This window comes from Enterobacter cancerogenus (genome assembly GCF_019047785.1).
Classification (GTDB): domain Bacteria; phylum Pseudomonadota; class Gammaproteobacteria; order Enterobacterales; family Enterobacteriaceae; genus Enterobacter; species Enterobacter cancerogenus.
In genome coordinates this window covers 751,296-771,638 of the sequence record NZ_CP077290.1, presented here as the reverse complement: position 1 = coordinate 771,638, position 20,343 = coordinate 751,296, and the positions used below count along the sequence as shown (strand labels likewise).

Below are 20,343 nucleotides of genomic sequence, written 5' to 3'. Positions count from 1 at the left end.
CGTAAGGAATCCCCCCATGGAACATCTTCCGGTTAAAACGACGCTGCGCATTGCGCTGGTCGGCGATTACAATCCCGAGGTTATTGCGCACCAGGCCATCCCGCTGGCTATTGACGACGCTGCCGCTGTTCTGGAGCTCACGGCGGACTACGACTGGATTGCGACGACCGAGCTGACCAGTCCCGAAGATCTGGTTGGCTACGATGCCATCTGGCTGGTGCCTGCAAGCCCTTATAAAAACACGCAGGCGGCCTTTATTGCCGCGCGCTACGCGCGTGAAAACAGCGTTCCCTTCCTGGGCACCTGCGGCGGGTTCCAGCATGCGCTGATTGAATACGCGCGTAACGTACTGGGCTGGGATGATGCGAGCCATGCCGAGACCGACGCGGAAGGGCGATGGGTTATCGCGCCGCTGGCCTGCTCTCTGGTTGAGCAAACCGACGTCATCGAACTGCGCAGTAATACCCTGATTGCCAAAGCCTATGGCAAAGACGAGATCCGCGAGGGATATCACTGCAATTATGGCGTGTCAGCGGAATTTGCGCAGGAGCTGGAGAGCGGCGCTATGCGTGTCACGGGCTGGGATGAAAATGGCGAGGTCCGCGCAGCCGAGCTTGTGGCGCATCCTTTCTTTGTGATCACCCTGTTCCAGCACGAGCGTGCTGCGCTTGAGGGACGTCCGGTTGTGCTGGTGCAGGCGATGCTGCGCGCCGCACGGGAATAAAAAACAGGCAGACCACCGGGTCTGCCTGAGTCGTTAGCGGGGCGCGATGACCCGGTCACGCCCGGCAAACACGCCGCACACGGCCATCACTACGGCGGCCAGCGCACAGGCCAGCAGTGGGATGTGCCAGTCTCCCGCCGTATCATGAATTTTCCCCATCAGCGGCGGGCCGGATGCCGCAAGCAGATAGCCAATCGACTGCGCCATTCCCGACAGCGCCGCCGCCTGGTGCGCAGAGCTGGCGCGCAGGCCGATAAACGTCAGGCCAAGGATCATCGTGGCCCCGGAGCCAAAACCAAACACCAGCGTCCACACCACCGCCATATCAGGCGCAAACCAGAAACCTGCCGCGCTGACGGCGCACATCAGGGCCACCAGCCCGGCGATCCCGCGCTGATCGCGCAGCCGATGGAGGATCAACGGCACGGCAAGCCCGGGTACGGCGGTCGCCAGTTGAAGCAGTCCATGCATGGAGCCCGCCTGGGTTTCGCTATAGCCGTGGCTAATCAGGATCGCCGGCAGCCAGCCGATAATGACGTAGTAGATCAGCGAGTTGATGCCTAAAAACAGCGTCACCTGCCAGGCCAGCCCCGAGCGCCAGATGGCGCGGTTGTGCAGCGCACCGGCCCCGGTCACCGTGGCGGCAGGCGCCTGACGCCACTGGGGTAACCACAGCAACAGCGCCGCCAGCGGAAAGATCATCAGCATCAGCAACGCGCCGTGCCAGCCCGCGCCACCTAACGCCAGGGGCACAATCAGCGCAGAGCCTAGCGCAGCAGAGGCCCCCATCGTCAGGGAGTAGGCGCCGGTCAGTTTCGCAACCTGGCCCGGAAAATCACGCTTGATAAGCCCCGGCAGGAGCACGTTACCCAGTGCGATACCGCAGCCGATCACCGCCGTTCCGACGAACAGCAGCGTGGCGGACGGCAGGGAACGCACGCCAATTCCCGCGCAGATCAACAGCATGGCGATGAACAGGCTGCGCTCCATGCCGATGCGTCGGGCTACGCCTGCAGCAAGCGGTGATATCAGCGCGAACGCCAGTAAAGGCAGGGTCGTCAGCAGGCCGGTTTGCGCTGTACTAAGGCCATAGTCCTGACGGATGGTGTCGAGCAGCGGCGCGGCACCGGTAAAGGTCACGCGCAGCGTTGTGGCAATCATCAGGATACCTGCGATCAGCAGCGCACCCTGTTTTCCTGAAGTGCGAATAGCAGTAGTCATTATGTTCTCATACGTTCAAGCGAGGGCACACAATACCGATTTTCTGCGCGGTTGAAATCAGGCTAAAATGACAGTTTATCGCTAAAATCGGACAATATGATGAACAGTCTCGGCCTGGATGGCTACGATCCGGACAGCCAGCACGATGCGGCAGTGGCGTTTCGCATCCGCGTCGTCGCCGAGGAGCAGCACATTGCGCTGCACCAGCACCGCAAAGGCCAGCTGATCCTGGCGCTGGGGGGCGCGATAACCTGCGACGTCGCAAACGCCATGCTGATGGTACCCCCGCAGTACGCGGTGTGGATCCCCGGCCAGATGCCCCACAGTAATACCGCCACGCCCGGTGCACAGCTGTGCTTTTTGTTTATTGAACCCGGCACGCTCGGCCTGCCGGAGCGCTGCTGCACGCTCAAAATATCACCGCTGGTGCGGGAATTGATTCTGGCCCTGGCGGATAAAGCCCGGGAGCAGCTGCATGAGCCTGCCACCGCGCGGCTGGTGGATGTGCTGTTTGACGAGCTGCCGCTGCAGCCCCAAGAGCATCTCCAGCTGCCTGTCTCTCCGCATCCCAAAATCCGCATGATGAGCGAGAAAATGGCGAAAGAGCCGGCGGCCTGGCAAACACTGGGGCAGTGGGCAAGCCATTTTGCCATGAGCGAGCGCAACCTGGCGCGGCTGGTGGTCAAAGAGACCGGGTTGAGCTTTCGTCGCTGGCGGCATCAATTGCAGCTGATTGTCGCGCTGCAATTATTGATTGGTGGGAAGTCGGTACAGGACGCGGCACAGTCGCTGGGGTATGACTCGACCACCGCGTTTATCACCATGTTTAAAAAAGGATTAGGCCAGACTCCGGCGCGCTACATCGCCAACCTGACTACGACTTCCCAATAAACAGCGAGACAAGACCGGCGGCAATCAGCGGCCCCACCGGTACGCCACGAAAGAGGGCCACCCCCAGCACCGTGCCCACCAGTAAACCGGCCACCAGCGAGGGCTGGCTGCTCATCAGCGTGACGCCGCGCCCACCCAGCCACGAGACAAATACCCCGACCGCAATCGCCACCAGCGATTTCCAGTTGACGAAGGAGTGCAGCAGCGTGGAGGCGGGAAGCGTACCGCTGGCGATGGGAGCCATCACCCCGATGGTCAAAATGATAATCCCGAGGGTAAGCCCCTGTTTTTCTATCCACGGGAAGAAGGTGTTCAGCGGGGTCACGCGGACGATGATCAGCACCAGAATAGAGATCGCGACGGTGGTGTTATGGCTGACAAAACCGAGCGCAGCCAGGGCCAGAAGAATGAGCAGAGTAGGGTCAAACATGACGGGATCCTTGCCAAAAAGAGTAAGCCTGCTAACTTTACGCGCAAACGCGAAAGCAAGCAGGCTTTTATAAAAAAATCCTCTATTTTTTGGGCGCTTGCCCGATCTTAACCTACCAGTTCGCTGACCAGCGGGCTGCCTTCACGGACAAATACCGGGATGGTGTCGAGGGCAGCAGGCACGCATACGCGTGCGCCTCCGGCATAGCGCTCACCGTTCAGGGCAATCCAGCCGTGCCCGGCAGGGAGCCACACCTCGCGTTCACGTTGGCCCGCATGCATCACCGGCGCCACGAGCAGATCTTCGCCAAACAGATACTGGTCTTCAACTTCCCAACTTTGTTTCTCCTGTGGATAGTGCCAGAACAGTGGGCGCATCAGCGGGTCGCCGTGCTGGTGGGCGTTTTCATACAGTGCATCAATGTACGGACGCAGTTTTTCGCGCACGCTGAGCCAGTGCTGCATGATGGCAAAATTATCCTCTCCGTAGCTCCACAGCTCATTAGGCGAGCCGCTGTTGCACTGGGGGATGCCGTCCCGGTAGCGTTCCGGCGGCTGAATTTGCGGTTCACGATAGCCGTGCATGCGCAGAACCGGGGTGAACACCGCCCACTGGAACCAGCGGATCAGCAGTTCGTGAAATGCCGGATCGTTAACGTTACCGCCCTGGAAACCGCCGATGTCGGTGGTCCACCATGGGATGCCCGCCAGCCCCATATTCAACCCGGCCGCGAGTTGGTTACGAAACGCGTGGAACGAGGAGTGAACGTCGCCCGACCACGCCAGCACGCCGTAACGCTGGCTTCCGGCCCATGCGCAGCGCACCAGGTTAACGATGTCGGTTTCACCGTTCGCCTGCAGACCATCGTAAAAGCCCTGGGCGAAGTCTCTCGGATAGCGGTTGCCCACCTCCAGCACCGGTCCTGCGTAGTAGCGATAGTTGTCGAAGTCATAGGCCCGGTATTCCGGTTCCGCCTCGTCCAGCCAGAACAGCTTGATGCCCAGGTCGTAGTAATTTTTTTTCACGGTGTCCCAGACAAACTCGCGCGCCTGCGGGTGGGTGGCGTCGAAGAAGGTGGTGTTGCCCATAAAGTCGAGATTCACCTGCACGCCGCGTTCGCTGCTGACCAGCCAGCCCTTGGCCTTCATCAGCGGATAAAGCGGGCTTCGCGCCTCTACCGTCGGCCAGACCGAGACCATCAGGGCAATGCCCAGCTCGCGCAGTTCATCGACCATCGCTTTGGGATCGGGCCAGTCGAGGGGATCAAAGCACCAGGTGCCCTGATTTGGCCAGTGGAAGAAGTCGATCACCATCACCGAGAGCGGCAGGTGACGACGGCGGTATTCGCGTGCCACCTCCAGCACCTCCTGCTGCGTGCGGTAGCGCAATTTGCACTGCCACAATCCGCTGATAAACGCCGGTGCCTGAGGCGGCGCGCCGGTTGCTTTTACATACTGGCGGGTGATGTCGGCCACCGTATCCGCAGCGGTGATCCAGTAGTCCATCTCGCCCGTCACGCGGGCACGCCATTCGGTCTGGTTTTTGGCGAAGCTGGCCTCGCCAATGGCCGGGTTGTTCCACAGCAGGCCGTAGCCGAGGCTGGATTGCATAAACGGCACGCTGGCCTGGGAGTTACGCTGCGCCAGCTCCAGCGAACAGCCTTTGAGATCCAGCCACGGCTGCTGGTACTGGCCCATGCCGTAGATACGCTCATCCGCGCGCGATTCAAAGCGCACCGTCAGCTGATACTTACCGCCCGCCAGCGGCTTAAATTCACGGCCATCCAGCTTCAGGGCGCTAACGTATTTATCCTGGCTCTTTTCACTGGCGCCGATGCCGACCGTTGAACGTTGCCGCCACATCTCCTCTAACAGCAGCTCACCGCGCGCGTTATAAAATGCCAGCTGGCCCTTCAGGTTGAGCGTGGCGAGAATATTCCCGTTGCGCAGGGTCAGGCGTTCGGCTTCCGCCGTGATCTCGGCGGAACAGGGCGACGCGGGCAGGAGTGCCTGCAGTGCGTCGCTGAAATCCGCAGCGCAGGTTGCCCGGACGCGCAGGCTGTTCTCGCCCCAGGGTTCAATACGCAGGATCTGACGTTCAAAACGCCACTCAATACTGTTGGAATGTTGAATCAGCTCACTCATAAATAGCGCGTCCTTTTAAACGGGGTGTTTGGCGAGTTGGATAGTTTTCATAGTGTTATCGTCGAGCCTGTACCAGCGCAGCGTGGCAAACGCGCAGAGCGACAGAATGCCGGGCACGAGGGTGAACAGCGCGATGATGCAGTACATCGCGGTGGTGGTCTGTTCCGGGGCGTTCGCCACATAGCCGCTAAAGCCCAGGGTCCAGCCGACGATGGCGCCGCCGATCGCCATGCCGAGCTTCAGTACGGCGAGGAACGTCGAGAAGATCACCCCGTCCATGCGCTTGCCTTGCTTCCATTCGCCGTAGTCGGCTACGTCAGCCATCATCACCCACATCAGCGTAGTGGTAGCCTGGTAGAGCGTGGAGACGATAAAGGTGAGCGGCACCAGGACCAGCACCGATTTAGGGGCAAAGAACAGGCCGATACTCAACACGCCCGCGAGCACCGAGCAATAGCCGAACATCTGCACCTTGCTGTAGTTTTGCGTCAGCCGTTTTGCCAGCGCGCTCCCGGCGGCTTTACCTAAAATATGCGCGCCCAGCATCCAGATAAAATAGCTGGCGCTGCCAAGGTAATAGGTGACGAAATACATCATTGCCCCGAGGCGAATAACCCCAAAGCCAATATTGGTTAATACCAGAACGGCAACCACGCGCCACTGATCGTTACGGAATAAATCCCGGAGCTCAGACAGGTAATTATTATGGGTAGGCGGGGCATTAATGCGTTCACGGGTATTCGCAAAGCAGATCCAGAACATAATCACTGCCACGGTTGCCATAATCGCCATCGCCCAGCGGTAGCCCAGTAATTTATCGTCGCCTCCAATAAATTCTGCCAGCGGCATCATAAAGAATGTCGACAGTGCGCCGCCCAGCGTGGCGAGGAAAAAGCGGTACGACTGCAGGGAAATACGGGCATCGTTATCAGGGGTAATCACCGCGCCCATGGAGCAGTACGGAATGTTAATGGCGGTGTACATCAGCATCATCAGGGTGTAGCTGACGGTTGCGAAGATCATTTTACCGTGCAGGTCGAGTGACGCCGGCACCGCGTACGTCAGCAGGCAGCTTGCGCCAAAAGGCAGGGCCAGCCACAGCATCCACGGGCGGAATTTCCCCCAGCGCGTGCGGGTTCTGTCGGCGATATAACCCATGGCCGGATCGATAATGGCATCCGCCGTGCGCGCCAGCAGGAACATGGTGCCGACGAATGCGGCAGGCAGCCCGACGACGTCGGTATAATAAAAGGTGAGAAAAATGATCACGTTATCCAGCCCGATATGGCTGGCCATATCGCCGAGTCCATAGCTGATTTTTTCTTTGCGGGTAATCTTATCGGTCATGGTAATCGCCTTGCCCGTATGAGGTTATTTATGATGTGTTGTCATAACTATGTTTAACCACGCCCGCCCGGTTCACAATTGCGAGATTTGGCAACGGAGTTATGGAAACTCCTTTTCGTGATACCGGTAACAAATTAACGTAACGAATAATGATTTTGCGGCGCGAGCGGGACTGCCATTCACGAATCGTTTCAGCGTCAGCGTCTTTATTCCGTCGTGGAAATGTCATACCGCTGTCATTATCTGGCGCTACAAAAGAGAAAAGTCGCCCCGGAGAGAGAAAATGAACGATCCCGCCTTTGTTGATATGCTCTGTATTTCAGGAACCTTTTTTACCATTGCGGCAATCCTGGTGGCATCGGTATTATTTCTTGAACGCCACGGTTAACCTCCCTTACTGACAAGTTCGCGTACCTGCATTACCCTTCTTTTTCAAGTCTCTTATTCACTTCATATTCTCCTCAGTCGTCGTTGTTCCGGGCAGCCCGTCCCTGCAAAATTTTATGCCTAAAACTCGTTCAGCCGGACAGCTGTTTTCGGCGGGACATCATTCTTTTATTCCCCGGGCTTACGAATGGAAAACGACCTTTTTAAACCTCATCCGCTGGTATTATCGCTGCTGGTGGCGTTGTCATGCTCTTCGGTTGCGGCAGAGACCAACCCGGCGGCGCAGTTAAACGATGATGATGTGATCACCGTAACGGCACCGGTGCTCTCGCCGCTGGAAGTGGTGACATCGCCAAAAACTCCGCGCCAGCCGGTGCCAGCCAGCGACGGCTCGGATTATCTGAAAACCATCCCGGGGTTTAGCCAGATCCGCAACGGGGGCAGTAACGGCGATCCGGTGTTTCGCGGCATGTTTGGCTCACGCCTGCGCCTGTTAACCAACGACAGCGAAATGCTCGGAGCCTGCCCGTCGCGTATGGACGCGCCCAGCTCGTATATCTCCCCTGAGAGCTACGACCTGTTGACGGTCACCAAAGGGCCGGAAACGGTACTCTGGGGGCCGGGAAACTCCGCCGGGACGGTACGGTTCGAACGCGAACCGCCGCGCTTTGATAAAGCCGGAATCAAAGGTGACGCCAGCTTCCTTGCGGCCTCAAACGACCGTTTCGACGAGAACGCTGACGTCAGCTTTGGTAATGAAGATGGCTACGTGCGCCTGAACGGCAACAACTCAACGTCTGGCGATTACAAAGACGGCAATGGCGATCGCGTGGCCTCGAAGTGGGACAAATGGAATACCGATATGGCCATCGGCTGGACGCCGGATGCCGACACGCTGCTGGAGCTGACTGCCGGGCAAGGTAATGGCGATGCCAGCTACGCCGGGCGCGGGATGGACGGCTCACAGTTCAAACGTGAAAGCCTGGGGCTGCGCTTCAAAAAAGAGAATATCGGTGAGGTATTCGACTCGCTGGATATGAGCCTGTACTACAACTACGCCAACCATATCATGGACAACTACTCCATGCGTTCATCATCGGATATGTCTTCCGGCACCATGGGTGGTATGCCGATGGGGACAATGGACATGTCGATGCCAATGGACAAGCAGGTCGATCGCCGCACGGTGGGTGGCAGAATGATGGGTACCTGGCTGTGGTCCGATTTCCAGCTGCAAAGCGGCGTTGATATGCAAACCAATACCCATCGCAGTAACGAAGAGGATGAGGACGCAGGCTGGCAGGAAGATGCCCGCTTCCACGATTACGGCACGTTTGGCGAGCTGACCTGGAACGCCACCGACCTGAGCAAAATCATTGGCGGCGCGCGTCTGGACAAAGTGGAGGTGGACAATTATTCCGGCGTGGGCAGCAGCAGCCGGGATGACACGCTGCCGGCGGGCTTCCTGCGCGTTGAGCATAACCTCGGCTCTGCGCCTGCGATGGTCTACGCCGGTTTGGGCTACACCGAACGCTTCCCGGACTACTGGGAACTCTTTTCCCCGACCTACGGGCCGGACGGTACATCCGATGTTTTCGACAATCTTAAACCGGAAAAAACAACGCAGCTCGATATTGGCGCGCAGTATAAAGGGAAGCACACCACCGGCTGGATCTCTGCCTACGTGGGTCGGATCAACGACTACATCCTCTTCCTTTACGATCCAGACGACAGCCATGTCAGCCAGGCGGATAACGTTGATGCCACCATTATGGGCGGCGAAATGGGCGCATCCTATCAGCTAAACGATCAGTGGAAAACCGACGCCACGCTGAACTACTCGTGGGGAGAAAATACTGACGATAACCAGCCGCTGCCGCAGATGCCGCCCCTGGAAGCGCGTCTGGGTCTGACGTGGGAGAAGGGCGACCTTAGCTCAACGGGGCTGTTGCGCATGGTCAGCCCTCAGCACCGGGTGGCGCTGAACGAAGGCAACGTGGTGGGGAAAGACTTTGACCAGAGTGCGGGCTTTGCGATCGTCTCCGCCAACGCGGCCTACAAAGTGAATAAGAACCTTAAGCTCAGTAGCGGCGTCGATAACCTGTTCGATAAAAGCTATAGCGAGCACCTCAACCTGGCGGGGAACAGCAGTTTTGGCTACTCCTCCGACACGCCGGTTAACGAGCCTGGTCGCACCTTCTGGGCAAAAATGAACGTCACCTTCTGACGCTATCCAGCCCGGCCTACTGGCGGCGAAACGCCACCAGCTCGGGCCGGGCGATACGCAGATAATCCTGGGTATCCATTATGACCGATTTTTCCAGCAGCCCGGCGTTGAAGGCGATTTCATCAAAACGCTCAAACAGCAGTGGATCGGCAACCAGCGTCAGGTCCGGGTGAAAGCTAAACGGCGGGATCGCGCCAAACACGCAGGCGGTGAGGACATCGACCTCGGCCGGGCTGGCGAGAGAGGCCTTTGACCCGCCGAAATGGCTGGCAAGCTGGCTCAGGTCGGCCTGCAAATCAGCCGCCAGGATCGCCAGAACGTGTTTTTTCACGCCGTTTCCCTTCACCTTGCACACCAGCGCTTTTGCGCCCTGGCCGAGCGCGGTGCCGCGGATTTCGCTTACCGCTTCGCATTTTCCTACCGCGTCGTGTTCCATCACGCGAAAGCGCGCACCCTGTGCGGTGAGTAACGCAATAAGCTGCTGGTGGGTGGTTGTCCCCATGGTTTCATCAGACATCGTGATTTCCCTGTTAAACGCCAATACGCAACTGACTACACTAGCACAGATGGCGTAACCGGGGGGAGAGAGGACAGAGAGTGAAAACAGCCAGCGGAGCCGCTGGCTGTGGGGTCAGGCATTGCTGGTGGCTGATTGTTTCTGGAACAGCTCCCGGAACACCGGATAAATATCATCCTGGTCGCGGATATGCTGCATCGCAAAGTTATCGAACATCGACTGCAGATGTTCATATTCGCGCCACAGCGTCTGGTGCGCGCGTCGGGTGATTTCGATATAGCTGTAGTAACGTACTACCGGCAGAATTTTTTTCGCCAGAATGTCGTGGCACAGCGGGGAATCGTCCGCCCAGTTATCGCCATCGGACGCCTGAGCGGCATAGATGTTCCATTGTGCCGGGTCGTAACGCTCTTTCACCACGTCATCCATCAGCTTCAGGGCGCTTGAGACGATGGTGCCGCCGGTCTCCTGCGAATAGAAGAACTCGTGTTCATCCACCTCTTTGGCCTGAGTATGATGGCGGATATAGACCACTTCCACGTTCTTATAGGTTCTGCTCAGGAACAGATAGAGCAGAATATAAAACCGCTTCGCCATATCCTTGGTAGCCTGGTCCATCGAGCCGGACACGTCCATCAGACAGAACATGACGGCCTGGCTGGAAGGTTCAGGACGTTTTTCGTAGTTCTTGTAACGTAAATCGAAGGTGTCGATAAACGGTACGCGGTCGATCTTCGCGCGCAGTTCCGCGATCTCCTTACGCAGGCGCTCCTCTTCCAGCAGTTGCGCCGGTTCGGTGTTTTCCACCACCTTCAGGCTGGTTTCCAGTTCGCGTAGCGCCCGCCGTTTACCTGCGGTCATCGCCGTGCGTCGTGCCAGCGAGTTCTGCAGGGAACGCACCACGCTGATATTGGCGGGCACGCCGTTGGCGGTGTAGCCCGCGCGATGGGTCTTGTATTCGTTAAGCTGTCGGTGCTGATTCTTTTTCAGGTTGGGCAGGGCCAGATCCTCAAAAAGCAGATCGAGATATTCATCTTTCGAAATCTGGAAGACGAACTCATCCTGACCTTCGCCGTCCTGGCTGGCCTGGCCTTGTCCACTGCCGGAACCGCCGCCACCGCCCTGAGGACGTTCGATGCGGTCGTTCTGAATAAAGTGATCGTTACCGGGATGGACGCGATGGCGCAGGCCGCCTCGTCCCTGATGAAACATCGGTTCACTGATGTCATCGGTTGGAATGGAGACAGATTCGCCGCTGTCGACGTCGGTCACCGAGCGTTTGTTGATGGCCTCGGAGATCGACTGTTTAATTTGCGCTTTATAACGACGCAAGAAGCGCTGGCGATTCACCGTGCTCTTGTTTTTGCCGTTAAGACGCCGGTCAATGAACCAGGTCATAGTTCCCCCGTACTGCATTTGCCAACTTGCATGTTGTCGGCCCGGTAAGCGCGAGCGCTACCGGGCACTTGTTTTAGGACGATTTGCGCACGCGCAGGTACCACTCGCAGAGCAGGCGAACCTGTTTGCGGGTATAGCCTTTCTCCATCATGCGGTCGACAAAATCGTCGTGCTTTTTCTGCTCGTCGGTTGAAGTTTTGGCGTTAAACGAAATGACCGGCAGCAGCTCTTCGGTATTCGAGAACATTTTCTTCTCGATAACCGTGCGCAGTTTTTCGTAGCTGGTCCAGTTCGGGTTACGTCCGTTGTTGTGCGCTCTGGCACGCAGAACGAAGTTCACGATCTCGTTACGGAAGTCTTTCGGGTTGCTGATCCCGGCAGGCTTCTCGATTTTTTCCAGCTCGGCGTTCAGGGATTCACGGTCAAACAGCTGGCCGGTATCCGGGTCGCGGTACTCCTGATCCTGGATCCAGAAGTCGGCATAGGTGACGTAACGGTCGAAAATGTTCTGACCATATTCCGAATAGGATTCCAGATAAGCCGTCTGGATCTCTTTGCCAATAAACTCGGCGTATTTCGGGATCAGGTAGCCTTTAAGGAACTCAAGATACCGTTCGGACAGCTCCTGCGGGAACTGCTCGCGTTCAATCTGCTGCTCCAGAACGTAGAACAGATGCACCGGGTTAGCCGCCACTTCAGCATGGTCAAAGTTAAACACGCGGGAGAGGATTTTAAACGCGAATCGGGTAGAAAGACCGTTCATCCCCTCATCGACGCCGGCGTAGTCCCGGTACTCCTGATACGACTTCGCTTTCGGGTCGGTATCTTTCAGGCTTTCACCGTCATACACGCGCATTTTCGAATAGATGCTGGAGTTTTCCGGCTCTTTCAGGCGTGACAGGATAGAGAAGCGCGACAGCGTTTCCAGCGTTCCCGGTGCGCAAGGCGCATGCACCAGTTCACTGTGGTTGAGCAGCTTCTCGTAGATTTTAATCTCTTCAGAGATCCGCAGGCAGTAAGGCACCTTGACGATGTACACGCGGTCAAGGAACGCCTCGTTGTTCTTGTTGTTACGGAAGGTGACCCATTCTGATTCGTTCGAGTGCGCCAGAATGATGCCGTTAAACGGCAGGGCGGAGATACCTTCCGTCCCGTTATAGTTCCCTTCCTGCGTGGCGGTCAGCAGGGGGTGCAGCACCTTGATAGGCGCTTTAAACATCTCGACGAATTCCATGATCCCCTGGTTCGCCCGGCAGAGCGCGCCGGAATAGCCGTAGGCATCCGGATCGTTTTGCGCGTGGTGTTCCAGCTTACGGATATCGACTTTACCGACCAGCGCCGAGATGTCCTGGTTGTTCTCATCACCCGGTTCCGTTTTAGCGATGGCGATCTGTTCCAGAATCGACGGCCACACCTTCACAACGCGGAATTTGGTGATATCGCCGCCAAACTCATGCAGGCGCTTCGCCGCCCACGGCGACATGATGGTTCCGAGGTAGCGATGCGGGATGCCAAACTCTTTATCGAGGATCTGCGCATCTTCCTGCGGATTAAACAGGCACAGCGGATGGTCATTCACCGGGCTGCGCTCGCCGTTGGCACTGAGCACGTAAATCGGCACGCGCTGCATCAGCGCTTTCAGGCGTTCGGCCAGAGAGGATTTACCGCCCCCGACAGGCCCCAGTAAATAGAGGATCTGTTTCTTCTCTTCCAGGCCCTGAGCGGCATGCTTGAGGTAGGAGACGATTTGCTCAATGGCATCTTCCATGCCGTAGAACTCTTCAAACGCCGGGTATCGGGCAACCACCCGATTCGAAAAGAGACGGGAAAGCCGTGGCTCAAGGGCAGTGTCAACCATGTTTGGCTCACCAATGGCCATCAATAGCCGTTCTGCCGCATTGGCATAGGCACTGCGATCTTGCCGACAAATGGTAAGAAACTCCTGCAGTGTGAACTCTTCGTCCTTGGCAGCTTCATAGCGCTGGCGATAGTGATCGAATATATTCATGGCATGCCGTCCTTTCGTTTTTTAGCACAGGAAAAGAGCCGTTCGTATGAGTAGTGGAGGCTCCCGGAAGAGTATTTCTCGCACCTCACTGCCAGAGCAGCAACCTGTATGCCAGGTCGAACGCTAAGCACTGCAGGGTGTTCAGCAAAATCTCCTCTTAAATTAAAGCGTAGATGGCATTTGCAAAACTTGCATGCCGGTAAAATCCAATTTCAATGACATATCAATAACTCATCCAAAAAAATCCATGGATGAGATAAGCCGAACGGGCATTTGTCATTACGCGTTCACATGACTGAAAGCAGGCTGTCATCTGAAAAGTAAAAAATAACAGGTTAATTAACGTGTTTAGTGGGTAAAAAATTTGAGGATAGATGTAAATGGCGGTTACACTTCACCCGCTGATTATTTGACTACAGGAAAGAATGGATTGTGACCAAACTCAAACTTCTTGCATTGGGCGTACTTGCCGCCACCGCAGTTAGCACCGCACAGGCGGAAAGTCAGTGGACCGTTGGTGCGGGCGTGGGAGTCATCAACAGCCCATACAAACAATACGATCGCGATGTTTATCCCGTTCCGGTTGTCACCTATGAAGGGGATAACGTTTGGTTCCGTGGCCTGGGCGGCGGCTATTATCTGTGGAACGATACGTCAGATAAACTCTCCATCATGGCGTATTACGATCCTACGCACTTCCGTCCGGGCGACAGCGACAGCCGTGCGCTGCGCGAACTGGACAAGCGTAAAGGCACCCTGATGGCGGGTCTCTCTTACGTCCATAATACCGAGTATGGTTTCCTGCGTACCGCGCTGGCAGGCGATACGCTGGATAACAGCAACGGCTATATCTGGGATCTGGCGTGGCTTTATCGCTACAACAACGGCGCGCTGACCATTACCCCGGGTATTGGCGTGCAGTACAGCAGCGAAAACTATAACGACTACTATTACGGTGTTTCTAAAAACGAATCCCGCCGCAGCGGCCTGAAAAGCTACGATGCGGACGATGGCTGGGATCCGTACCTGGAGCTGAGCGCCAACTACAACTTCCTTGGTGACTGGAGCGTGTACGGCACTGGCCGCTACATCCGCCTGAGCGATGAAGTGAAAGATAGCCCAATGGTCGACAAGTCCTGGTCGGGTATCTTCTCGGTGGGTGTGACCTACAAGTTCTGATGATGCACGGTGAACGTGCATAATGAGTATCACAACGGGGCGCTTGCGCCCCGTTTGCTTTAGGCTGGTGCAACCAAACAGGAGAGTGATATGAGCGTAAAAACCGTGACATTTTCCGGACAACGTCCGCTGCCTTCCATCCGCTCATCAATGAGATTGCCCATCGGCGTCCATTGAACATGTTAAAGCGAATGCGGGCGCGTTAGATATTCTGCTGACTGCGGCTTTTCCCTCTCCCCGGGGGACTGAGGAATCCCCAGAAATTACAGCCAGGCACAGAATACTCCCTCTCCATTCAGGGAGAGGGCTGGGGTGAGGGGGAACATACGGCTGTGGTGGTTATTCCGTTCACTTTACGAGCCTTGCTACTCTGGAATCACACGACTTGTGAACGTGTTAAGGAGGCTCACCGCCGCCTCCTTAACAATCCGGGCTCCCGGCAAAGAAAATCGCCGCTTCGCGGTGCCTTCGGCTAATCCCTTCCGGCTTATCGGGGACGGGCGGAGGCAACGTCCCTGTAAATCCGCCCTCTCGGCGCATCCCTGCGCCTCGCCCCGGCCGAAAGGCAAACGCCTCAGCGATTTTCAGCCGGACCGGGATGCCGCTTTAACTTATTTATTCTGTTAATAAAATCCTAATCGCTTCCGGTTAAAAATTTTCTGGGGAACCCTCTCCCCGAAGGGAGAGGGGCGTTTCGTCTTAGCGCTTAACGATGCTAATGGTCTGGCCTAAACGAGACGGATTTTCTTCACTGGTTTTCTGCGGCGCGGTCACGCAGGCGGTTTCTACACAGACAAAGGTCTTGTAGCCGTCATCCGGCACGTCGGCCATGCTGACGGAGAGCGCCGGACCGGGGTTCCAGCCCACCACGTTGCTGTGGTGATGGTGTACAACGTTGATAGCGCGATTCAGGGCGCTGTCGTGAATCACGCTACAGGCTTCCGGATGCAGGTACACGCGGTCGGTGCGGTCCGGGAAGGTCTGTACGCCGTCGTCCAGTTTGCCCTCTTTGGCGTTATCGACTTTGTCGATAAAGGTATCGCCGAGTCCACTCACCTTGACCGCGCTGATGTCACCCACGTTGAAATAGGTGTGCAGGGCACTGGTGGTTTCGTACTCGCCGTGAGCTTCCAGCTCGATTTCGCAGGTTTTACCCAGTTTGAAACGCGCGTACAGCGTGAAGTCATGCGGCCACAGAGCGCGAGTTTCATCATTCGCCTGAAGCTCAAAGGTGAGCACCGCGCCATTGTCATCATCATTGTGGGCTTTCAGCGTCCACTGCTGGTTGCGGGCAAACCCGTGCGCCGGCAGACCCTGCTGCGCGGCCGGGCCAAACCACGGCCAGCAAACAGGTACGCCGCCGCGAATGGCTGCGCCTTTTTTAAAAGAGGTCGCTTCGCTCAGCCACAGCGCTTCGTCTTCACCCTCGGGTTTCCACGAGAGAAGATGCGCACCGTTCAGAGCGATTGAAGCCTTGACGCGCGGGTGGTCTACGACGATCACGTCAGCACCGTCAATCTGACGGCGGGAAAGCACAGGGGTAAGTTGTTCGACTACCGGAAGTGCAAATATTTTATTAATCATTCAGCAATCCTCTGTCTTTAAACAATAAAAAAAGGCGACCGAAGTCGCCTTTTTGGATCAGGTTCTCATCTCAACTTATTTGGAGATGTGAGCGATCAGGTCCAGTACTTTGTTAGAGTAGCCGGTTTCGTTGTCGTACCAGGAAACCAGTTTAACGAAGTTGTCGTTCAGCGCGATACCTGCTTTAGCATCGAATACTGAAGTGCAGACTTCGCCGTTGAAATCGGTAGAAACAACGTCGTCTTCGGTGTAGCCCAGAACGCCTTTCATTGCGCCTTCGGAAGCAGCTTTGATTGCTTTCTTAATTTCTTCATAAGAAGCAGCTTTTTCCAGACGAACGGTCAGGTCAACAACGGATACGTTAGGAGTTGGAACGCGGAACGCCATACCCGTCAGTTTGCCATTCAGTTCTGGCAGCACTTTACCTACAGCTTTAGCAGCACCGGTAGAAGATGGGATGATGTTCTGAGCCGCGCCACGGCCGCCGCGCCAGTCTTTGTGAGACGGGCCATCAACGGTTTTCTGGGTTGCGGTCGTTGCGTGAACGGTGGTCATCAGGCCTTCAACGATACCGAAGTTGTCGTTGATAACTTTAGCCAGTGGTGCCAGGCAGTTGGTGGTGCAGGATGCGTTGGAAACGATGTCCTGGCCAGCGTAAGTTTCGAAGTTTGCACCGCGAACGAACATTGGGGTGTTGTCTTTGGAAGGACCAGTCAGAACAACTTTCTTCGCACCCGCAGTGATGTGTTTACGTGCAGTTTCGTCGGTCAGGAAGATACCGGTTGCTTCTGCAACAACGTCAACACCGATTTCGTTCCATTTCAGGTTAGCTGGGTCTTTCTCAGCAGTCACGCGGATGGTTTTGCCGTTAACAACCAGGTGGCCGTCTTTCACTTCAACGGTGCCGTTGAAACGACCGTGAGTTGAGTCGTACTTCAGCATGTACGCCATGTATTCAGCGTCCAGGAGATCGTTGATACCAACGATTTCGATGTCAGAACGTTCCTGAGCAGCACGGAAAACAATACGGCCGATACGGCCAAAACCGTTGATACCTACTTTGATAGTCATATATTCCACCAGCTATTTGTTAGTGAATAAAAGGTTGCCTGTAAAATTACAAAAACCTTACGCAGCGTCAAGCGGAATCGTGTCAATCATTGCGACAAATCAATCCTATGACCAACGTTTGTGCGACTGACTCGCCTCACTTTCCCTTTGAGCTAGCAACCACATGGGGGCTGCGCCCGGAATTTTAAAGGCCTCTCAGGAATAAAGTGTGAAATAGATCACAATTGCCTGTCCGCCTTTTCGCGACTAATAAGTTTAGAACAAAAGTCTACGCGCAGGTGTTAATGTTTTGTTAGAATCGGGGTTAAAAGATGTCTGTTTCTACAGCGAGATGTGAGCATATGTCGAACCAACGTAACCCCGAAGATCTGAAAAAAGACCTGACCGAGATGCAGTTTTACGTGACGCAGAATCACGGGACTGAACCCCCATTCACCGGGCGTTTGCTGCACAACAAGCGCGACGGCGTCTACCACTGTCTGGTGTGCGATGCCCCCCTGTTCAATTCACAAACAAAATATGATTCCGGCTGCGGCTGGCCGAGTTTTTATGAGCCAGTAAGCGATGACGCCATTCGTTATCTGACCGACTCGTCGCACGGCATGGTACGCACCGAGATCCGCTGCGGTAACTGTGATGCGCACCTCGGACATGTCTTCCCGGATGGCCCACAACCTACGGGCGAGCGTTTTTGCGTTAACTCTGCGTCCATGAGCTTCACGGATGACGAAAACGGCGACCAGACCAAAGGTTGAAGAAACGATTCAGCAAATTATTCCTTTGAACGGGAGACATCGTGAATATTGATGACATGATCGGCGGAATGACGCAGGAAATTTATCAGCGTCTGGTCACGGCGGTCGAGCTGGGAAAATGGCCGGATGGCGTGGCCCTGACGCCAGAGCAAAAAGAGAACAGCCTTCAACTGGTGATGTTGTGGCAGGCGCGCCATAACACCGACGCGCAGCACATGACGATCGACACCCAGGGGCAGATGGTGATGAAGAGCAAGCGGGAACTGAAGGAAGATTTCGGCATTGCGCCGAAGCCGATTGCCACCTTCAAATAGTGCTCTCTGAGCATGCCGGGTAACGTTGACGCCACCCGGCTGCTTCACTTAGTGCTTAATCCCCAGCGATGTCGCCAGCTGCTTCGCAAGCTGGTTGTTATCGTCCGCGCCATACTCCCAGAACATCGCCCCGGCCAGACCTTTCTCCTTGATGTAGTCCGCTTTGAGCGCCACTGAGCGTGGGTTCTCATAAGAGAGGGCAAACAGCGCCTTACCGTTGGCAGACGTCACGGAGAGCCACGGCACTTTCGCCTGATCGTCCCAGTGCTCCGTAAAGCGTTTCTGCGGATCGTTCAGCAGCTTTTTCACGATGTCGTTGTACTTCACATAGGTGTCTTTGGTCAGGTCATAACCGAGAGATTTGAACAAACCGATCTCCTGTGGCCCGAAATAGGGCTGTGTCACCGGATTTTTCTGCGCATCCGGTTTGCTCCAGTCGATGCCCGGCTCCACGGAGCGTTTTGGAACGCGGCCATAAAAACCGATCCCGAGATTCATCTGCTGGGGTTTCACGCCGGCAGCCAGGTAGTTGTTGACCACAAAATCGACGCTGTATTTATCGGCCGCGGCGACCGTTGGCCAGGCGCTGGAGTCATACAGATTGGCATTGAAGTACTGAGTGCCGTACGCCATGTCGTAGGTCATCAGATTGATGTAGTCGAGCAGGGGGGCAACCGCTTTCATGTCAACCCAGCTTTTCGGACTTTCCGCATTCGCCCCAACGGCAATCGTAACCAGCTTCTTATCCCCGAAAGCATCGCGCAACCCTTTCAGCAGCGCGGTGAAATTATCCCGGTCCGCCGGTTGGCTGGCGACCAGCCCCCACGCACCGTTCACCGGAAACTCCCAGTCGAGATCGATCCCATCCAGACCGTATTGATTGACGATCTCCTGCGCGGAGCGGATAAACACCGCGCGCGACGCCTGGGTTGCCGCCGCGCCGGAGAAGCCGCGCGCGCCCCAGCCGCCGACGGAGAGCAGTACTTTCAGGTTCGGGTTCTGTTTGCGCAGGGCAGGGATCAGCGCCAGATCGGACGCCACTTTTGGCGAGAGCCAAATCTGGTGCAGTTTTGAAGGATCTTTCAGCGCGGCGTTGGTTTCGTCTTTTTCATCGTTGTAGACCAGACCAAACGAGTAGTTGAGGTGGGTTATCTGGCGCACGTCGAGCGTGTTGATGTCGCCGCCCGGTCCGGCGGTTACATCGCCGCCGCCGTTGAAATAGCCGACGGACATCAGAGAACTGGCGGAAGCAACCGACGCGCAAAGCAAGGGCAATGCTGCCAGCAAGGGCAAACGTTTCATACAATTTCCTCTTTGACTAAACAATAGTAACCACGCCACGGAAAGGCGTGGCGAAAAAACAACCGGAAAAGAATAGCATTGCCGCTTCGCCTGAGATGCGAGGGAGTTCACTTTATGAGGGATTAGAATGAAATGCCGGGTAACCCGGCCAAAAGACAGGGTAGGCCGGGTAAGCGTTAGCGCCACCCGGCTAAAACGCTTACGCCTGCGTTTCCTGCCAGTCAGCCAGCGTATACAGCGTGGCGCCTTCCGCGGCCATATCCATAAACGCCTGGGCGCTGTCCTGCGGCTGAATGTTCACGCCGCGACAGCCGTCGGTTATCACGCTGACGGTGTAGCCAAGCTGCAACGCATCCAGCACGGTGAACTTCACGCAATAATCCGTTGCCAGCCCCATAACGATCAGCTCGGTGATTTCATGGTGCCGCAGCCACGCGTCCAGCGCCGTTTTCTGACGATGACCGTTGTCGAAAAAGGCGCTGTAGCTGTCGATGGCCGGGTTTTCCCCTTTATGGAACACCGCATCAATGGCTTTCTGATTAAGCAGCGGGTGCAGCTCCGCGCCCTCGGTCTGCTGTACGCAGTGATCGGGCCAGAAGGTTTGCGCCAGTCCGTCCAGTTCACCCTGGCTGTAAGGCTCAGCGTTGTGCTGGCTGGCAAAGCTACCGTGGTTGGCCGGATGCCAGTCCTGGCTTGCTACTACCGCTTCGCCGCGTGCTTTACACCAGTCGATCAGCGTATTCGCCACGTCAACGGTGCTGTCGCCTTCCGCGACGGCGAGCGCGCCGCCCGCACAAAAATCATTTTGCAAATCGACCAGTAACAGAGCGCGTTGCTTCATAAA

At 56.3% G+C, this 20,343-nt stretch carries 18 protein-coding genes; 7 read left to right on the top strand and 11 right to left on the bottom strand.

Going from position 1 to position 20,343, the window contains the following annotated elements; translation table 11 throughout:
• Positions 1 to 16: 16 nt before the first annotated feature.
• Positions 17 to 724, top strand: a complete 708-nt coding sequence (locus tag I6L58_RS03605) for a CTP synthase C-terminal region-related (seleno)protein (RefSeq protein WP_006174795.1) — start codon at positions 17 to 19, stop codon at positions 722 to 724.
• Between the two features lie 33 nt (positions 725 to 757).
• Here the strand turns inward: I6L58_RS03605 and I6L58_RS03600 are convergent, their stop codons facing one another.
• Positions 758 to 1,945 carry a CynX/NimT family MFS transporter gene (locus I6L58_RS03600; RefSeq protein ID WP_058609066.1) on the bottom strand — a complete coding sequence of 396 codons (1,188 nt, stop codon included), beginning with the start codon at positions 1,943 to 1,945 and terminating at the stop codon, positions 758 to 760.
• Between the two features lie 99 nt (positions 1,946 to 2,044).
• Here I6L58_RS03600 and I6L58_RS03595 point away from each other — a divergent pair, with 99 nt between their 5' ends.
• Entirely contained in the window at positions 2,045 to 2,836 is a 792-nt protein-coding gene (locus I6L58_RS03595) for an AraC family transcriptional regulator (protein ID WP_088207905.1), read from the top strand.
• On the opposite strand, the gene I6L58_RS03590 is transcribed toward I6L58_RS03595, so the two are convergent.
• From I6L58_RS03590 to I6L58_RS03580, 3 genes are all read right to left on the bottom strand, one after another.
• Positions 2,820 to 3,266, bottom strand: coding sequence for a DUF441 domain-containing protein (locus I6L58_RS03590; RefSeq protein WP_006174798.1), 447 nt, complete (start codon positions 3,264 to 3,266; stop codon positions 2,820 to 2,822). The two genes, I6L58_RS03595 and I6L58_RS03590, sit on opposite strands and share 17 nt — an antisense overlap.
• 107 nt (positions 3,267 to 3,373) lie before the next feature.
• Positions 3,374 to 5,410 (bottom strand): glycoside hydrolase family 31 protein, encoded by a 2,037-nt coding sequence (locus tag I6L58_RS03585; protein WP_088207478.1) that lies wholly within the window; start codon positions 5,408 to 5,410, stop codon positions 3,374 to 3,376.
• 15 nt (positions 5,411 to 5,425) lie between these two features.
• Entirely contained in the window at positions 5,426 to 6,757 is a 1,332-nt protein-coding gene (locus I6L58_RS03580; protein ID WP_058609064.1) for a glycoside-pentoside-hexuronide (GPH):cation symporter, read from the bottom strand.
• A gap of 283 nt (positions 6,758 to 7,040) precedes the next feature.
• Here I6L58_RS03580 and yoaI point away from each other — a divergent pair, with 283 nt between their 5' ends.
• The gene (gene yoaI / locus I6L58_RS22995) at positions 7,041 to 7,145 is read left to right on the top strand and encodes a small membrane protein YoaI (RefSeq protein ID WP_088207477.1); all 105 of its coding nucleotides are present in this window, start codon (positions 7,041 to 7,043) and stop codon (positions 7,143 to 7,145) included.
• Positions 7,146 to 7,331: 186 nt separating this feature from the next.
• Positions 7,332 to 9,371 (top strand): TonB-dependent copper receptor, encoded by a 2,040-nt coding sequence (locus I6L58_RS03575; protein WP_088207476.1) that lies wholly within the window; start codon positions 7,332 to 7,334, stop codon positions 9,369 to 9,371.
• 16 nt (positions 9,372 to 9,387) lie between these two features.
• Here I6L58_RS03575 and I6L58_RS03570 read toward each other — a convergent pair whose 3' ends face one another.
• From I6L58_RS03570 to yeaG, 3 genes are all read right to left on the bottom strand, one after another.
• Positions 9,388 to 9,888, bottom strand: a complete 501-nt coding sequence (locus tag I6L58_RS03570; protein ID WP_088207475.1) for a YbaK/prolyl-tRNA synthetase associated domain-containing protein — start codon at positions 9,886 to 9,888, stop codon at positions 9,388 to 9,390.
• A gap of 114 nt (positions 9,889 to 10,002) precedes the next feature.
• On the bottom strand, positions 10,003 to 11,286 hold the full coding sequence (locus I6L58_RS03565) for a YeaH/YhbH family protein (protein WP_042319587.1): 1,284 nt from the start codon (positions 11,284 to 11,286) through the stop codon (positions 10,003 to 10,005).
• A gap of 73 nt (positions 11,287 to 11,359) precedes the next feature.
• Positions 11,360 to 13,294, bottom strand: coding sequence for a protein kinase YeaG (gene yeaG / locus I6L58_RS03560; RefSeq protein ID WP_006174806.1), 1,935 nt, complete (start codon positions 13,292 to 13,294; stop codon positions 11,360 to 11,362).
• A 432-nt stretch (positions 13,295 to 13,726) separates the two neighbouring features.
• On the opposite strand from yeaG, the gene I6L58_RS03555 reads away from it, so the two are divergent.
• Positions 13,727 to 14,473 carry a MipA/OmpV family protein gene (locus I6L58_RS03555; protein ID WP_006174807.1) on the top strand — a complete coding sequence of 249 codons (747 nt, stop codon included), beginning with the start codon at positions 13,727 to 13,729 and terminating at the stop codon, positions 14,471 to 14,473.
• Between the two features lie 699 nt (positions 14,474 to 15,172).
• Here I6L58_RS03555 and I6L58_RS03550 read toward each other — a convergent pair.
• Together I6L58_RS03550 and gapA are read right to left on the bottom strand one after the other, a co-directional pair.
• Positions 15,173 to 16,057, bottom strand: a complete 885-nt coding sequence (locus I6L58_RS03550) for a D-hexose-6-phosphate mutarotase (RefSeq protein WP_088207474.1) — start codon at positions 16,055 to 16,057, stop codon at positions 15,173 to 15,175.
• Positions 16,058 to 16,132: 75 nt separating this feature from the next.
• Positions 16,133 to 17,128, bottom strand: a complete 996-nt coding sequence (gene gapA / locus I6L58_RS03545) for a glyceraldehyde-3-phosphate dehydrogenase (RefSeq protein ID WP_006174810.1) — start codon at positions 17,126 to 17,128, stop codon at positions 16,133 to 16,135.
• 341 nt (positions 17,129 to 17,469) lie between these two features.
• Here gapA and msrB point away from each other — a divergent pair, with 341 nt between their 5' ends.
• Entirely contained in the window at positions 17,470 to 17,883 is a 414-nt protein-coding gene (gene msrB, locus I6L58_RS03540; RefSeq protein WP_006174812.1) for a peptide-methionine (R)-S-oxide reductase MsrB, read from the top strand.
• A 41-nt stretch (positions 17,884 to 17,924) separates the two neighbouring features.
• Positions 17,925 to 18,197 (top strand): YeaC family protein, encoded by a 273-nt coding sequence (locus tag I6L58_RS03535; RefSeq protein ID WP_006174813.1) that lies wholly within the window; start codon positions 17,925 to 17,927, stop codon positions 18,195 to 18,197.
• Between the two features lie 48 nt (positions 18,198 to 18,245).
• On the opposite strand, the gene I6L58_RS03530 is transcribed toward I6L58_RS03535, so the two are convergent.
• Together I6L58_RS03530 and pncA are read right to left on the bottom strand one after the other, a co-directional pair.
• Entirely contained in the window at positions 18,246 to 19,499 is a 1,254-nt protein-coding gene (locus I6L58_RS03530; RefSeq protein WP_088207473.1) for a glycoside hydrolase family 18 protein, read from the bottom strand.
• A gap of 199 nt (positions 19,500 to 19,698) precedes the next feature.
• The gene (gene pncA, locus I6L58_RS03525; protein ID WP_058609059.1) at positions 19,699 to 20,340 is read right to left on the bottom strand and encodes a bifunctional nicotinamidase/pyrazinamidase; all 642 of its coding nucleotides are present in this window, start codon (positions 20,338 to 20,340) and stop codon (positions 19,699 to 19,701) included.
• Positions 20,341 to 20,343 lie beyond the last annotated feature (3 nt).

Excerpts from the sequence above, each read along its gene's own strand:
- pncA (WP_058609059.1), bottom strand. The coding sequence starts at position 20,340 with ATGAAGCAACGCGCTCTGTTACTGGTCGATTTGCAAAATGATTTTTGT.
- gapA (WP_006174810.1), bottom strand. The coding sequence starts at position 17,128 with ATGACTATCAAAGTAGGTATCAACGGTTTTGGCCGTATCGGCCGTATT.
- I6L58_RS03575 (WP_088207476.1), top strand. The coding sequence starts at position 7,332 with ATGGAAAACGACCTTTTTAAACCTCATCCGCTGGTATTATCGCTGCTG.
- yoaI (WP_088207477.1), top strand. The coding sequence starts at position 7,041 with ATGAACGATCCCGCCTTTGTTGATATGCTCTGTATTTCAGGAACCTTT.
- I6L58_RS03590 (WP_006174798.1), bottom strand. The coding sequence starts at position 3,266 with ATGTTTGACCCTACTCTGCTCATTCTTCTGGCCCTGGCTGCGCTCGGT.
- msrB (WP_006174812.1), top strand. The coding sequence starts at position 17,470 with ATGTCGAACCAACGTAACCCCGAAGATCTGAAAAAAGACCTGACCGAG.
- I6L58_RS03605 (WP_006174795.1), top strand. The coding sequence starts at position 17 with ATGGAACATCTTCCGGTTAAAACGACGCTGCGCATTGCGCTGGTCGGC.
- I6L58_RS03565 (WP_042319587.1), bottom strand. The coding sequence starts at position 11,286 with ATGACCTGGTTCATTGACCGGCGTCTTAACGGCAAAAACAAGAGCACG.
- I6L58_RS03600 (WP_058609066.1), bottom strand. The coding sequence starts at position 1,945 with ATGACTACTGCTATTCGCACTTCAGGAAAACAGGGTGCGCTGCTGATC.
- I6L58_RS03580 (WP_058609064.1), bottom strand. The coding sequence starts at position 6,757 with ATGACCGATAAGATTACCCGCAAAGAAAAAATCAGCTATGGACTCGGC.
- I6L58_RS03530 (WP_088207473.1), bottom strand. The coding sequence starts at position 19,499 with ATGAAACGTTTGCCCTTGCTGGCAGCATTGCCCTTGCTTTGCGCGTCG.
- I6L58_RS03550 (WP_088207474.1), bottom strand. The coding sequence starts at position 16,057 with ATGATTAATAAAATATTTGCACTTCCGGTAGTCGAACAACTTACCCCT.
- I6L58_RS03595 (WP_088207905.1), top strand. The coding sequence starts at position 2,045 with ATGAACAGTCTCGGCCTGGATGGCTACGATCCGGACAGCCAGCACGAT.
- I6L58_RS03585 (WP_088207478.1), bottom strand. The coding sequence starts at position 5,410 with ATGAGTGAGCTGATTCAACATTCCAACAGTATTGAGTGGCGTTTTGAA.
- yeaG (WP_006174806.1), bottom strand. The coding sequence starts at position 13,294 with ATGAATATATTCGATCACTATCGCCAGCGCTATGAAGCTGCCAAGGAC.
- I6L58_RS03570 (WP_088207475.1), bottom strand. The coding sequence starts at position 9,888 with ATGTCTGATGAAACCATGGGGACAACCACCCACCAGCAGCTTATTGCG.